Origin of the sequence: Tardiphaga sp. 841_E9_N1_2 (assembly GCF_051811065.1) — a bacterium.
In the GTDB taxonomy this organism is placed as follows: domain Bacteria; phylum Pseudomonadota; class Alphaproteobacteria; order Rhizobiales; family Xanthobacteraceae; genus Tardiphaga; species Tardiphaga robiniae.
In genome coordinates, this window is the sequence record NZ_JBPWQC010000001.1 from 2,168,523 (window position 1) to 2,180,684 (window position 12,162).

Annotated in this window: 16 protein-coding genes and 1 tRNA gene; 9 read left to right on the forward strand and 8 right to left on the reverse strand. The window is 60.5% G+C overall.

The features are described 5' to 3' along the window. Positions 1-148: 148 nt before the first annotated feature. Genes soxA through AB8A50_RS10505 form a run of 3 tightly spaced genes read left to right on the forward strand, consistent with a single transcriptional unit; the run spans position 149 to position 2,133 of the window. On the forward strand, positions 149-973 hold the full coding sequence (gene soxA / locus AB8A50_RS10495; protein WP_439077607.1) for a sulfur oxidation c-type cytochrome SoxA: 825 nt from the start codon (positions 149-151) through the stop codon (positions 971-973). Between the two features lie 10 nt (positions 974-983). Continuing rightward, on the forward strand, positions 984-1,610 hold the full coding sequence (gene soxX / locus AB8A50_RS10500; RefSeq protein ID WP_439077608.1) for a sulfur oxidation c-type cytochrome SoxX: 627 nt from the start codon (positions 984-986) through the stop codon (positions 1,608-1,610). A 22-nt stretch (positions 1,611-1,632) separates the two neighbouring features. After that, the gene (locus AB8A50_RS10505) at positions 1,633-2,133 is read left to right on the forward strand and encodes a GlcG/HbpS family heme-binding protein (RefSeq protein ID WP_093762090.1); all 501 of its coding nucleotides are present in this window, start codon (positions 1,633-1,635) and stop codon (positions 2,131-2,133) included. A gap of 13 nt (positions 2,134-2,146) precedes the next feature. Here AB8A50_RS10505 and AB8A50_RS10510 read toward each other — a convergent pair whose 3' ends face one another. Both AB8A50_RS10510 and AB8A50_RS10515 read right to left on the reverse strand, forming a co-directional pair. Then, the gene (locus tag AB8A50_RS10510; protein ID WP_093762088.1) at positions 2,147-2,734 is read right to left on the reverse strand and encodes a SoxW family protein; all 588 of its coding nucleotides are present in this window, start codon (positions 2,732-2,734) and stop codon (positions 2,147-2,149) included. A gap of 21 nt (positions 2,735-2,755) precedes the next feature. Further along, complete coding sequence (locus AB8A50_RS10515; protein ID WP_439077609.1) at positions 2,756-3,499, reverse strand: cytochrome c biogenesis CcdA family protein; 744 nt, start codon at positions 3,497-3,499, stop codon at positions 2,756-2,758. Between the two features lie 49 nt (positions 3,500-3,548). Here AB8A50_RS10515 and AB8A50_RS10520 point away from each other — a divergent pair, with 49 nt between their 5' ends. The 3 genes from AB8A50_RS10520 to AB8A50_RS10530 all read left to right on the forward strand — a co-directional run bounded on the left by AB8A50_RS10520 (position 3,549) and on the right by AB8A50_RS10530 (position 5,542). Then, the gene (locus AB8A50_RS10520; protein WP_439077610.1) at positions 3,549-3,950 is read left to right on the forward strand and encodes a thioredoxin fold domain-containing protein; all 402 of its coding nucleotides are present in this window, start codon (positions 3,549-3,551) and stop codon (positions 3,948-3,950) included. A gap of 35 nt (positions 3,951-3,985) precedes the next feature. Further along, positions 3,986-4,363, forward strand: coding sequence for an ArsR/SmtB family transcription factor (locus AB8A50_RS10525; protein ID WP_068731992.1), 378 nt, complete (start codon positions 3,986-3,988; stop codon positions 4,361-4,363). Positions 4,364-4,432: 69 nt separating this feature from the next. Beyond that, positions 4,433-5,542, forward strand: coding sequence for a YeeE/YedE family protein (locus AB8A50_RS10530; RefSeq protein WP_439077611.1), 1,110 nt, complete (start codon positions 4,433-4,435; stop codon positions 5,540-5,542). Positions 5,543-5,609: 67 nt separating this feature from the next. On the opposite strand, the gene AB8A50_RS10535 is transcribed toward AB8A50_RS10530, so the two are convergent. The 3 genes from AB8A50_RS10535 to AB8A50_RS10545 all read right to left on the reverse strand — a co-directional run bounded on the left by AB8A50_RS10535 (position 5,610) and on the right by AB8A50_RS10545 (position 7,702). Further along, positions 5,610-6,062, reverse strand: a complete 453-nt coding sequence (locus AB8A50_RS10535; RefSeq protein WP_439077612.1) for a DsrE family protein — start codon at positions 6,060-6,062, stop codon at positions 5,610-5,612. Between the two features lie 30 nt (positions 6,063-6,092). Beyond that, the gene (locus AB8A50_RS10540) at positions 6,093-6,566 is read right to left on the reverse strand and encodes a DsrE family protein (RefSeq protein WP_439077613.1); all 474 of its coding nucleotides are present in this window, start codon (positions 6,564-6,566) and stop codon (positions 6,093-6,095) included. Between the two features lie 86 nt (positions 6,567-6,652). After that, positions 6,653-7,702 (reverse strand): YeeE/YedE family protein, encoded by a 1,050-nt coding sequence (locus tag AB8A50_RS10545; protein ID WP_439077614.1) that lies wholly within the window; start codon positions 7,700-7,702, stop codon positions 6,653-6,655. 1,100 nt (positions 7,703-8,802) lie between these two features. Between AB8A50_RS10545 and AB8A50_RS10550 the strand changes: the two genes are divergently transcribed. Both AB8A50_RS10550 and AB8A50_RS10555 read left to right on the forward strand, forming a co-directional pair. After that, on the forward strand, positions 8,803-9,168 hold the full coding sequence (locus AB8A50_RS10550; RefSeq protein ID WP_439077615.1) for a hypothetical protein: 366 nt from the start codon (positions 8,803-8,805) through the stop codon (positions 9,166-9,168). A 166-nt stretch (positions 9,169-9,334) separates the two neighbouring features. Next, positions 9,335-9,529, forward strand: coding sequence for a hypothetical protein (locus AB8A50_RS10555; protein WP_439077616.1), 195 nt, complete (start codon positions 9,335-9,337; stop codon positions 9,527-9,529). 124 nt (positions 9,530-9,653) lie between these two features. Here AB8A50_RS10555 and AB8A50_RS10560 read toward each other — a convergent pair. Beyond that, positions 9,654-9,739: transfer RNA gene (locus AB8A50_RS10560), tRNA-Tyr, on the reverse strand. Positions 9,740-9,984: 245 nt separating this feature from the next. Between AB8A50_RS10560 and rlmB the strand changes: the two genes are divergently transcribed. Further along, positions 9,985-10,836, forward strand: coding sequence for a 23S rRNA (guanosine(2251)-2'-O)-methyltransferase RlmB (gene rlmB, locus AB8A50_RS10565; protein ID WP_439077617.1), 852 nt, complete (start codon positions 9,985-9,987; stop codon positions 10,834-10,836). Between the two features lie 124 nt (positions 10,837-10,960). On the opposite strand, the gene AB8A50_RS10570 is transcribed toward rlmB, so the two are convergent. Both AB8A50_RS10570 and AB8A50_RS10575 read right to left on the reverse strand, forming a co-directional pair. Then, the gene (locus tag AB8A50_RS10570) at positions 10,961-11,623 is read right to left on the reverse strand and encodes a hypothetical protein (protein WP_439064266.1); all 663 of its coding nucleotides are present in this window, start codon (positions 11,621-11,623) and stop codon (positions 10,961-10,963) included. Between the two features lie 50 nt (positions 11,624-11,673). Further along, positions 11,674-12,099, reverse strand: coding sequence for a hypothetical protein (locus AB8A50_RS10575; RefSeq protein ID WP_184518042.1), 426 nt, complete (start codon positions 12,097-12,099; stop codon positions 11,674-11,676). Between the last annotated feature and the right edge of the window lie 63 nt (positions 12,100-12,162).

Consider the following 12,162-nt stretch of genomic DNA (forward strand, 5'->3'; position numbering starts at 1 on the left):
GGATTTGAGCAATCCCTTTACAATAGTATCGCTTGACGATTCCAAGTCTGATCTATCTTATCTGGGACATATCATTATATTCTTTTTCTTGAATGTAAAGATCTGAAATGCACAAGTGCCGCACAGACGGCGATGTGGGAGGGGACAGATGAGGAAGACCGTCATTCGGTCAGCGGCAGCGGCCATTCTGGTACTCTGCGCGGGGAGCTTCGGCAGTCATGCGCAAGACGCCAGCGAGAAGGAGATCGAACGCTATCGCGAGATGATCTCGGACCCGATGTCCAATCCCGGTTATCTCGCCGTCGATCGCGGCGAAGCGCTGTGGGGCGAAGCCCGCGGCAGCAAGAACGTCTCGCTGGAAACCTGCAATCTCGGTCTCGGCGCCGGCAAGCTCGAAGGCGCCTTCGCGCAATTGCCGCGCTACTTCGCAGATGCCGACAAGGTCATGGATCTCGAGCAGCGTCTGTTGTGGTGCATGCAGAACATTCAGGGTCTCGACACCAAGGATGTCGTCGCGCGGCGCTTTTCCGGCCCCGGCCGCGCGTCGGACATGGAAGATCTCGTCGCTTACATCGCCAACAAATCGAACGGCATGAAGATCGACATTCCGCTGAGCCATCCCAAGGAGCAGGAGATGGTGGCGGTTGGTGAAGCGCTGTTTTATCGCCGCGGCGGCGTCAACGATTTCTCCTGCGCCACCTGCCACGCCGACGAAGGCAAGCGCATCCGGCTGCAGGGATTGCCGAACTTCTCCAAGCCCGGCAAGCCGGCGCAGGAGACCATGGGCGGCTGGCCGACCTACCGCGTCTCGCAGGGCGCGCTGCGCACCATGCAGCACCGTCTGTGGGATTGCTTCCGCCAGCAGCGCTGGCCCGTGCCGGAATACGGCTCGGACGTCATAACCGCCCTCACCTCTTTCCTGCAGAAACAAGCGGTGGCCGGCGAACTCAACGTTCCGTCGATCAAGCGATAAGGAGCCCGGGATGAAACGCGTTTTGACACTCGCCGCGCTCGTTCTCGCAGCAGGCTCGCTCACCACGACCACATACGCGCAGACCGCCGCCAAGGCGCCGGATCCAGCGCTCGTCGATGCCTATATGAAATCCACCTTCGGCAAGGCACCGCCGGAGTGGCAGGCGCGCATCGAGCCGGACGAGACGCTGAAGACTTGCAATGCCTATCACAACGAGGTGCCCAGCGCCGAGGCCGAGAAGATCACCGCGCGCGAAATGGCGCGGGTGGTGTATCCCGCCGACGGCAAATTCCTCGGCAACTGGAAGGAAGGCGCCAAGATCGCCAATAACGGGCGCGGCGGCCAGTTCTCGGATCCGCCTGACACCGTTGCCGGCGGCAACTGCTATGCCTGTCACCAGATGGAGCAGAAGGAAGTCAGCTACGGCACGCTCGGACCGAGCCTGACCAATTACGGCAAGGACCGCAAATACGATCCGCAGGAAATCAAGAACGCCTTCACCAAGGTTTACGACTCGCAAGCCATGTTCGCCTGCTCCAACATGCCACGCTTCGGCGTCAACAAGGTGCTGAGCGAGCAGCAGATCAAGGATATCGTGGCCTTCCTGTTCGATCCGGAATCGCCGATCAACAAGTAACCGAAGCTGAGAGTGGATTGCCATGACGATGCGAAACGCATGGATTGCCATCGTCCTGTCGATGCTCGCGTCATCTGCAGTAAAGGCGGAAGAAGCCGTCGTCAGCTACAAGTCCCTCGGACTTGAGCTGGCGCTCGACGCCGCGCGTGCGGCGTTGAAGGAGTGCCAGAAGCGCGGCTATCAAGTCGCCGTTGCCGTGGTCGACCGCTTCGGCACGCCGCAAGTCCTGCTGCGCGATCGCTTTGCCGGGCCGCACACGCCGCCAACGGCGACCGGCAAGGCATGGACCTCCGCGACCTTCCGCAACAGCACGACCGAACTCAATGCGATCAGCCAGCCCGGCATGATGCAGGCCGGGCTGCGCAATCTGCCTGGTGTCGTGATTATCGGCGGTGGCATGATGATCGAAGGCGGCGGCGCGATGCTGGGCGCCATCGGCGTCTCCGGCGCACCGGGCGGCGATGCAGACGAGGCCTGTGCCAAGGCGGGCATTGCCGCGATCCAGGACAAACTGGATTTCTAATTCGACCGCGCGCCTACGCCTGCTTCTTCAGCCACTCCGGGAACGTCGCCGTCTCGTAGCCCTTCTGACGCACATAGCGGAACATCGCCAGAAATTCTGTCGGTTCCAAAAGTCCGGGCATGCGCGCGACTTCCCGCGCCTGTCCGCTTTTCGACGCCAGTCCCGCGACGGTCTCCGGAAAGAACTGGATCGTCGGCGTGAAGCGAATGCCATAGGCTTCGCCAAAGGCCTTCTCGCCGCGCTTACGGCCGTCGAAATCCGTGACCTCACGTGAACCGATATGATTGAGATGCAGGATCTCGAAATTGTCGCGGATGTAGCTCTCGATCTTCGGATCGGTCATGTAGCTCTCATGCATGCGCTTGCAGGCCGGACAGCCCTTGAGCCCCCACATGATGGCGAAGCGCTTGCCCTTGGCACTCGCGCCCGCCAGATCTTCGGAGAGATCGAGAAAGCTCTCAAGATACCAGTCCATCTGATAGAGCCCGTCATCACCGAGCGTCGCCTTTGCCGACGCCGGTGCAGCGCGTAACCCGACCACGCCGAAACCGATGGCCGCGAGCGCATGCCGTCTGGTGATCACGCCAGTTACCTCAGACATTCGATCCTCCCGAGCCACACATCATCCGATCGTGCCGAAGGCCGGAAAGGTCTCCAGCATCCAACCTGAAATCCGCGGCATGCCACCAGTCAAAAACAGAACACCTGTCAGGACAAGGCCGGCGCCGATCACCTTCTCGATAGCCAGCATATGCTGACGCAGCCGCGCCATCAGCCGCATGAAAGGCCCCGAAAACAGCGAAGCCAGCATGAAGGGAATGCCGATCCCCATCGCATAGGCCGCAAGCAGAAGTGCACCCTGCGCCGGCGCACCTTCCGCGCCTGCGACCATCAAAATGGCGGCCAGCACCGGCCCGACGCAGGGCGTCCATCCGAAAGCGAAGGCAAGCCCGACAAGATAGGCGCCAAGAAACCCCGCCGGCTTGCGGACCGCCTGAAAGCGCGCTTCGCGAAATAACAGCCCGATCCGGAAGACGCCGAGAAAGTGAAGTCCGAGAATGACGATTAACACTCCGGCGATGATGCCCAGTGTCTCGAAATGCGCCGTGATCGCCTTGCCGATCAGCGACGCCGATGCGCCCAAGGCGACGAAGACCGTCGCAAACCCCAATACGAACGCGAAGGACAATGCGACCACGCGTCCGTTCGGGCGCCAGCCGGCCTGACCACCGCGATCATCGAGTTCGTCCAGGCTGACGCCTGCCAGAAAGCAGAGATACGGCGGCACCAGCGGCAGAACGCATGGCGACAGGAACGACAACAGCCCTGCGCCCAGCGCACCAAGGAACGAGATTGAGGACACCACGGCGGATCCGGTTCTGGCATAAATATTCGAATTCGTGTATGTGTAACACATGACGTGGAAATTGCCTCTGAAAACCTCGTTGATCGCGACTTTGTTGGTGATGACTGCGGCGCTGTCGCCGCGCATCGCTGATGCGTCCGAACTACTGATGTTCGAGCGCGATGGCTGCGTCTGGTGCGCGCGCTGGAATCGCGAGATCGCGCCGCTCTATGACAGGACCGACGAAGCCAAGCTTCTTCCGCTGCGCCGCATCGATATGGATCGCGACAAGTCGCCCGGCGTCGCACTGGCGTCGCCGGTGCGTTTCACGCCGACCTTTCTGATCGTGGACAACAACGGCCGCGAGATCGGCCGCATCACCGGTTACATGAACGACGAATCTTTCTGGAGCCTGCTCGGGAAGTATGCTGCCAGACTGACCAACTCACAGCCCAACGCCAATCGTTCCTGATCCTCTTCAAACATTCGCGGGACACGCACGCTGCCATGGCTTCTATCATCCCATCCGAACTCGAAGACGAACTGCGCGACGGTGCGGAATATTCCCCCGAACTCGACCAGTTGATGCGCAAGGCCCGCAAGGCCAGCAATTTCCTGAAAGCGATCTCGCACGAAAATCGTCTGCTTTTGCTGTGCCTGCTTGCGGAACGTGAACGATCGGTGTCCGAACTGGAAAACATCCTGTCGCTGCGGCAGTCTGCCGTGTCCCAGCAACTCGCGCGTCTGCGCTACGACGGCATGGTGGAGACCCGCCGCGACGGCAAGACGATCTATTACAGCCTGGCCAATGACGACGTGCGAAGCGTCATCTCGGTCATCTACGATATCTTCTGCGCCACACCGGCGCCGACCAAGAAAAAATAACGCCGCCGATCTGGCAGGCGGAGGCGCGCGGCCCGTAAGGCCAGCGCACCTCACATCAGGAGGAAACCCATGCAGAACATGTCTGCCTGGTTATCGGCGCTGGCTGGCTTTGCCATCGGCGCTGCTGCGGGATTTGCCGTGCGACGCGCGCGCCTTTGCACATTTGGCGCGATTGAAGATGCGTTGATGGGCGGTGACAACCGTCGCCTCAAGATTTTCGGTCTGGCGCTGGGTATCGCCGTGCTCGGCACTCAGGCCTTGGTGCTCTCCGGCTTTCTCGCACCCGAACACACCACTTACGTTCCCATTGCATTGCCCCTCATTACGATCGTCATCGGCAGCATCATGTTCGGCACCGGCATGGCGATGGTCGGCACGTGCGGCTTCGGCTCGCTGGTCCGGCTCGGCACCGGCGATCTCAGGAGCTTGATCGTGATCCTCGTGCTGGGCGCGACGGCCTATGCCACTCTGCGCGGATTGTTCGCCGATCTCCGCATTGGCGTGCTTGAGCAGCTAGCGATCCGGATGCCGGACGGCATACGCTCCGACTTTGCATCGCTGCTGACGCAAGCGACCGGCCGCGATCTGCGCCTGCCGCTCGCCATCATTGTCGGCAGTGGCCTCTGTTGGCTGGCACTCAGCGACAAACGCCTGCGCCGCGCGCCGCGCCTGCTCACTGCCGGTGTCGCACTCGGATTGCTCACGATTGCCGCCTGGATCGTCACGGTCGGACTCAATGACGACTTCGCTGGCCCGCCCCGCCCGCAAAGCCTGACATTTGTGTCCACCATCGGAAAAGCACTGTATGCCGGGGTTCTGAATGTCGCGAACTTCGCCGATTTCGGCGTCGGCACCGTGTTCGGCGTCATTGCCGGTGCATGGGCTGCAGCATGGTTCGCGGCCGAACTGCGCTGGGAAGCCTTCGACGACGATCACGAAATGCGCCGTCATCTCATCGGCGCCTGCCTGATGGGTATCGGCGGCATTCTGGCAGGTGGTTGCACCATCGGTCAGGGCATCACCGCGGGATCTATGCTGGCACTGTCCTGGCCCATTGCCGTTGGCGGCATGATACTCGGCGCGCGCATCGGCATTGCAATCCTGGTCGACGGCTCGCCGCGCGACCTCATCCAGCGCAACTGGATGCTGCTGGCGCGGAAGGCGCCGCCGTCCAAGTAGTCATAGCGTTTTCGAGCGAAGTGGAGACCGGTTCGCGTCAAGAAAACGCGTCAAAAAAAGCGAATCTTCAGGGCTTGAGATAGCTCCAGCCGGCTTCCTGCAGCTCGATCAGCCTGACGGCGCCCGATGGCACCACCGTCGCCTCGGATACGACACTGATCGCCTTGCCCTCGCGCTTCTCCATTCCCTCTTTGGTATTACCGCAGGCAATAAATTTGACGCTGGACGGGAAGCTCGCATCGACGATCTGCTTGATGCGGTCCTTCACCGGCGACGTGTCGTCGCGCAGCATGTGCAGACCTGGCCCATAGGTAACGATCTCGATCTGAACGTCCTCGCCCTTTGCCTTGTAGAACTCCATGACGTTTGTCGCGTTGTTCAAAGCCAGATTCATCAGGGCCGGATCGTTCTGATTGACCTGAATGGCGACACGATGCTCCTTCGCGCCCGCTGCATAAGCGGACGACACGATCAGCGCAAACAGGCCGGCACCGGCAATCGATCTCAACAATGATCGCATCTCAAAATTCCTTTTCAGGGACGTACAATTTCAGGGACGCACGATCGTGAAACCGCGCTCAGTCAGATCCAGCAGATGGCCGACGCCGACCTGCACTTCCACCGCATGCGGATTGATCGCCGGGCGCTTGCCGGTGTCGCGTTCGATCGTGTCCAGCGTGTTGCCGCAGACGCTGAAGCGCACGCCCTGGGTCACCAGACTATCGACCAGCGCGCGGTGTTCGTTGGTGTCGCGCAGCAGATCGATGCCGGGGCCGAAGGTGACGACTTCAACCGCCACCTTGTCCGGTCCATAGGCTTTCAGGAGATTGCTGGCGACGCTGAGAACGAGGCGTTCTTTCTTCGGATCGGAGTCGGACAGCTGCAAGGCGATGAAATGCTCGGCGAAGGGCTTGTCCGGCGCGGCATCCTGTTTGGCGGGCCGCGTCTGTGCAGTGACCGAGCCCGTTGCAAATGACACCAGCGCAAGGACCGACAAAAAGAAAAACAGCCCTCGCCTCTTCATTGCGCACAAAACCTCTGACGATCAGGGGATTGATTAGCAATCGCCCTGCGCCAGCGCAATCAAACTAACGAAGCAGACTAGAGGATTTATTGCGTCGCAAACACAGGACGCAGTGCCAGGCCGCGGATCGCAACTGCAGCGCCCGCAAAGATACCCGCAGCCGCAACGAAGGATGGCAATGCGAGCGTTGACACACCCGTCAGCCCCTGCCCGATCGAACAGCCATAAGCCATCGCACCACCGATCCCCATCAGCGCGGCACCTGCCATCGAACGGCCCGTATGGCGTGCCGACGTATAGCCCTCGAACTCAAAGCGTCCGGTCAGCAGGGCTGTCAGCAGGCTGCCGATGAACACACCCGCCACCAGCGCAATTCCGAAATTCAGCGTCATGCCCGTCGACAGCATGATGAATTGCAGCGTATCGGCGGCCGGCGACACGAATGTCAGCGACGCCACCGGAATCGGATCGAACTCATCGGCACCAAGCCAACCGGTCGTCAGCCAGCCGGCGATCACCAGCAGGCCCATTACCAACCCCGCCACGAGCTGCCCCGGCGAACGTCGGAACGCACGATGCGACAGTGCGAAGACCAACAGCGCAACGCTGACAATCAAAGTTGCTACGACGCGCGCCGTCGCGTCAGACAGGCCGAGCGTTCCGAACAGCGACGGGAGAGAATTCACCCCAGGCGTCGTCTGCGTCCATTGCAGGATCGACAGCCGCATCGGCGCGAGCAGGCCCTTCAATGTCATCTGCGCGGTAACGCCAATGATCGCGATCACGACCAGCGATCGTAGATTGCCTTTGCCCAGCAGCACCAGCGCACGCGACGCGCAGCCATTCGACAACACCATACCCAAGCCGAACAACAGCCCGCCGACGAAGATCAACGGCGCCGAGAATGATGGTTGCAGATAAAGCGACTTCGCGATCTCGACCACGCCGGTGCCGGCGATGAACTGCGTGCCGAACACGGCAACGGCAACCGCCAGCGCGTAGCTGCGGATCTTCCGCCCGTCATCATGCGTCCACCAGTCGCGCAGGCTGCTCATGAGGCAGAACCCGCTCAGCAGACCGACCACGCCGAAAACGGCGCCAATCGCAAAACCCGCGATAACCGGGAGCGCAAACATCGAATGATCCGAACGTGATTTTGAGGTGATGACGCTGGATTACTACTGGCAGTTTCAGAAGCGGTCCAGTTGACGCATGATTTAAGGAGGAAGTTCTACGGGCGCCGAAAAACAGGAAACATAATTCCATTAGATCCCGGAATACGATGCAGAATGACTATCGCTCTATGAGCGATAGAGATCGCACACTGATGTTACGCACCCAATTCTGGAAACGACATTTTCCATCTTGCCCGGCTCCGGGACCATTCGAGCAGCAAGCGATCTGGATCACTGGGGCGAGCTTTACGCTCCTGTTGCCAACCATTTCTTGGGTGGTGGCTGACGCGCAGTAAGGACGTACGGGATTCAGCAGTCCTGGAATAGGAGAGATTACGTCAACTGCCGAATGCCAATGAAGGCTGCGACCGCTGCTACTGCCCAGAATATGCTCCCGACAATCCGCTCAGCTCGTTCCGAACGATCACGCAGACCAACGAACCCAAGTATATTTCGTCCTGTTGCCTTAACGATGACGTCGAGAACAATGTGGATTAAAATTCCTACGATTTGATCCATTCGGCCGTCGGGGTCCTGTCGCGGCGTGCGTGCAGCCAGGATAGGCATTGCCACAATATTCGCAATGCGGATGCCCTCCCCGCTCACGAATAAGGAACGCTTCTAACATGGACATGCTTCTAGGCATTTGGGTCATATTCTTCATTGTTGGGCTCGTGCCCAGCAGCATCTTCGGGTACTTGCTCGTGAAACTGCCTTTAGGATTTGGATGGCAAGTGCTCCTATCCGCATGTTTGGCAGCGCTCTCGGGGTACGTAATATCGTTGGTCGTCGTTCCAGCGGAGGCCGCGACGACAGATATTCACACTCGCAACATTGCGCTGTTTGCTCCACCAATTCTTCTGGCCACACTGGTGAGCATCTACTGGACTCGGAAAGAGGCCAAGCCGCCTCCGCGCTCCTGACCAGGAATGCGAGCGCCAATGAGAGGCATGATCACTGCGCATTCCGCAATGTTTCGGGAAAGGGAAACCAATTTTGGCGACTGGGTCGTTTGAACAGAAACACCTCCAAATCTGACCAATGAATCTTGGAGATGGTTTATGAAGCGAATACTCATTTTCACGTTGCTGTTTCCGCCACTCGTGCTGTTCGTCTACATCGCCGCCGATCAGTTGTTGCGCGATGGTTTCCCCGGCATCGGGTTCCTGGCGTGGCTGGTGGGAATTGCGTATGTGCTCGCCGTCATTCCTGCTTGGTTGACGGCAGGAGTGGACTGGGCGCTTTCTGCCCAGCCGCTTTACGTGCGGCTCATCGCGACGATGCCGGTGGCTGCTGTCCTGGCCGAGCTTGTCGCACGCTACATGGGCCAGCCATATTTCGATGTGTCCGTTGCGATAGCGGGAGCAGTTCCAGCCGCGGTGTGTTCGTGGCTGTCAGATAAACCAATGAGAAGCGTGCATGCGTGAGCAAGCTTAGCACCACCACGGTCATGACCCATCTGCGCAAGTCTTGGCCGCCACAAGCGCTGACGCAGCCGTCCACCGCCAAGTTGTCTATTTTTATAGACAACACGCCAATGACTGCGGTAGCGTTTGCAAACCTTTCGCAGCAATCACGGGGTGTGCTTCAGTCGTGGCCTACAGTATCTACGGGACCCCTCACGGGCAGCCGGAGAAGGTCTGCTACGGAACCGTACAGACCCTCGATCAGACGGCGAGCGAGCTACGGAAGCTGCGTGAAGCTGGCGTCTTGGACGTCTACGCTATTGGCTTCGATCCCGAGACCGCCAACCTGCGGAAGCCGCCGGCGGACCCCAAATCGAATTAGGCAGGCGCGTTCGGAACCAGGCAAATATGCGCTGCTTGAAGCGAACAACACCGAAAATGGAATTGCTTACAGGATTGCTGACAAGCCGCCGCCCCGCAGGGCCAATTCGTCAGCGATTTGAAAATGGTGGGGGAAGAAGGACTCGAACCTTCGAAGTCATAAGACGGCTGATTTACAGTCAGCTCCCTTTGCCACTCGGGACACTCCCCCGCCTGACGCCATCGGACCCAAGCCCAACAAGACCTTGGCCCAACACGGCAGTCCCACCGAATAAGTGGCTGGACGGCCATGGATGACGTTAAAACGCGCGCCCGTAAACGGGCTCCCGGTTGGCGCGTTTATGACGGAAGCCATGGGGCAAAGTCAACCGACCCTGGCAGGAATATCCGCCCTTCCCGACCTCTTTCCGGGGGCCCCAAATTGCCATTATTCGGCATGCGTGAGACAAGCCAGCCATGAGCGATCGAGAACGAAAACAGCGATTCCAGCGTGGACCTGACAAGGGACGCGACGGCCAAAGCAGTCAAAACCGGGATAAACCGCGCGATCAGGGCCGGCGGCCGCCCCGGCGGGGCCGGGAATCCGGCGGCGATGGCCCGGCCATCCTCTATGGATGGCATACCGTCACCATGGCGCTGGCCAATCCGCAGCGGATCATTCGCAAGCTGATTCTGACCGAGAACGCCGCCCGGCGCCTCGCCGAGGAGAAGATCGACACCCGCGTGGCACCGGTCCTGGTCCGTCCGGACGAGATCGATCGCCGGTTGGGGCCCGATGCCGTGCATCAGGGCCTCTTGGCCGAGGTCGAACCGCTGGAATCGCCGGATCTGGACAGCCTGTCCCAGGACGGCATCGTGCTGGTGCTCGACCAGATCACCGATCCGCACAATGTCGGCGCCATCCTGCGCTCCGCCGCCGCCTTCGCGGTCAAGGCGATCATCACCACGGCCCGGCACAGCCCGGAGGCCACCGGCGTGCTGGCGAAATCCGCCTCCGGTGCGTTGGAACTGGTGCCGATGATCACGGTGCCCAATCTGGCGCGGGCGCTGAATGAATTGAACGATCTCGGTTTCATGACCGTCGGTCTCGACAGCGAGGGCAGCGAGAACATCAGCGCGATCCAGCTGCAACAGCCGCTGGCGCTGGTGCTCGGTGCCGAAGGCAGCGGCTTGCGACGGCTGACGCGAGAGACCTGCAGCGTCGTCGCGCGGCTCGACATGCCCGGCGAGATCAAGAGCCTCAACGTGTCGAATGCCGCCGTGCTCGCGCTCTATGTCGGCGCCAGCAAGCTCGGACTGATGGGCTAGAGCGTTTTCGAGCGAAGTGGGTCCCGGTTCGCGTCAAGAAAACGCGTCAAAACAAGAATCCCTCTATCCAAAACGAAAACGCCCGCCCGCATTGCTGCGAGCGGGCGTTCGTCGTTCGATCAGATCAGTACGCGCGGCGATGCTGCTGCGACTGGTGATAACCACGCTGCGGTCCTGCGGCGCGCGGCGCATACATCACCTTCGGCGCGCCGTAGCGATGTGCCTGATGATAACCGGTGCGCGCCACATAGCTGCGCTGCGTAGTGCCGTAACGCGTGCGCGGCTGCATGCTGTAGCCGTAGCGATAGCTCGGGCGCGCACGATACTGGCTGCGCGACGGATAGCTGTAGATCGCCGGCGCGCGATAGGCCGGACCATAGGAGTAGTTCACCGGATTGGCATAGGGGCCGCCGTAATAGCCGCGACGATAGCCGTAACCGTAACCTTGACCGTAACCCTGGCCATAGCCGCGCCAGCCGATCGCAGTCTCCTGATAGGTCGGGACCGGAGCGAACATGCCCGGGCCGCTGAAGGTCGGGCCCTGGTTGGCGTAATAATACTGACGCGTCACCGGCGTCGGATCGGGCAGCCGCTCATAGGCGGCCACACCGGCGTAACCGTAACCGGCGCTATAGCCCTGTCCGCAGGGGCTGACATAGGCCTGACCGCAAGGCGAACAGCCGTTTGAGGTGAACAGGCCGCCGCCGCAGGCCATTGCAGGCGCTGCGCCGGCAGTGGCGGTGACAACGGCGAATGCCGCAACCCATTTTGAAATCGCGTTACGCATGAATACTCTCTCCTGTCGGGTGTCTTTTTTTGGTGTTGGTGATTGATCGGTCAGCGTCGGAATTCCGGCGGTGCGACGATGACCTCAGGTGGATTGAACGGCACTTCATTTTGCCGCTCCATCGGCGCGGATTTCGCCGACCAGTGCTCGTGGAAGCTCTCGGCCGGCTGCGGCAATTTGCGATTGGCCGGCGGCTCGATTTCCAAACGCCCGTAGCCGGGCTTGTGGCCGAGGCTCGGATAGTAGTGGCCGACATTCGGCACCGGATCGACGTAACGACCGCCATAGACTGTCGGTTGAATATGAATGCCGCGCTGCAAGCCCCAATCGCCTTCGATCACGCGATAGGACGCATCGACGCCGTTGATGATGATCGGCACGCCGGGACGACCGGGCACGACGATGTTGAAACCATCGGCGGCTGCAGCCGGAAGCGTGGTCGCGATCACGAAAAGCACTGCTGAAAGGGTTCGCATGGCCATGTCCTGCATCTCGGCGGTACGATATTCGAACGCCTGGCAGGATGGGTTAAGGGCGCG

Coding starts and splice junctions, on each gene's coding strand:
- AB8A50_RS10505 (WP_093762090.1), top strand. CDS start 1,633: ATGACGATGCGAAACGCATGGATTGCCATCGTCCTGTCGATGCTCGCG.
- rlmB (WP_439077617.1), top strand. CDS start 9,985: ATGAGCGATCGAGAACGAAAACAGCGATTCCAGCGTGGACCTGACAAG.
- soxA (WP_439077607.1), top strand. CDS start 149: ATGAGGAAGACCGTCATTCGGTCAGCGGCAGCGGCCATTCTGGTACTC.
- AB8A50_RS10550 (WP_439077615.1), top strand. CDS start 8,803: ATGAAGCGAATACTCATTTTCACGTTGCTGTTTCCGCCACTCGTGCTG.
- AB8A50_RS10545 (WP_439077614.1), bottom strand. CDS start 7,702: ATGTTTGCGCTCCCGGTTATCGCGGGTTTTGCGATTGGCGCCGTTTTC.
- AB8A50_RS10520 (WP_439077610.1), top strand. CDS start 3,549: ATGACGTGGAAATTGCCTCTGAAAACCTCGTTGATCGCGACTTTGTTG.
- AB8A50_RS10530 (WP_439077611.1), top strand. CDS start 4,433: ATGCAGAACATGTCTGCCTGGTTATCGGCGCTGGCTGGCTTTGCCATC.
- AB8A50_RS10525 (WP_068731992.1), top strand. CDS start 3,986: ATGGCTTCTATCATCCCATCCGAACTCGAAGACGAACTGCGCGACGGT.
- soxX (WP_439077608.1), top strand. CDS start 984: ATGAAACGCGTTTTGACACTCGCCGCGCTCGTTCTCGCAGCAGGCTCG.
- AB8A50_RS10540 (WP_439077613.1), bottom strand. CDS start 6,566: ATGAAGAGGCGAGGGCTGTTTTTCTTTTTGTCGGTCCTTGCGCTGGTG.
- AB8A50_RS10535 (WP_439077612.1), bottom strand. CDS start 6,062: ATGCGATCATTGTTGAGATCGATTGCCGGTGCCGGCCTGTTTGCGCTG.
- AB8A50_RS10575 (WP_184518042.1), bottom strand. CDS start 12,099: ATGCGAACCCTTTCAGCAGTGCTTTTCGTGATCGCGACCACGCTTCCG.
- AB8A50_RS10570 (WP_439064266.1), bottom strand. CDS start 11,623: ATGCGTAACGCGATTTCAAAATGGGTTGCGGCATTCGCCGTTGTCACC.
- AB8A50_RS10510 (WP_093762088.1), bottom strand. CDS start 2,734: ATGTCTGAGGTAACTGGCGTGATCACCAGACGGCATGCGCTCGCGGCC.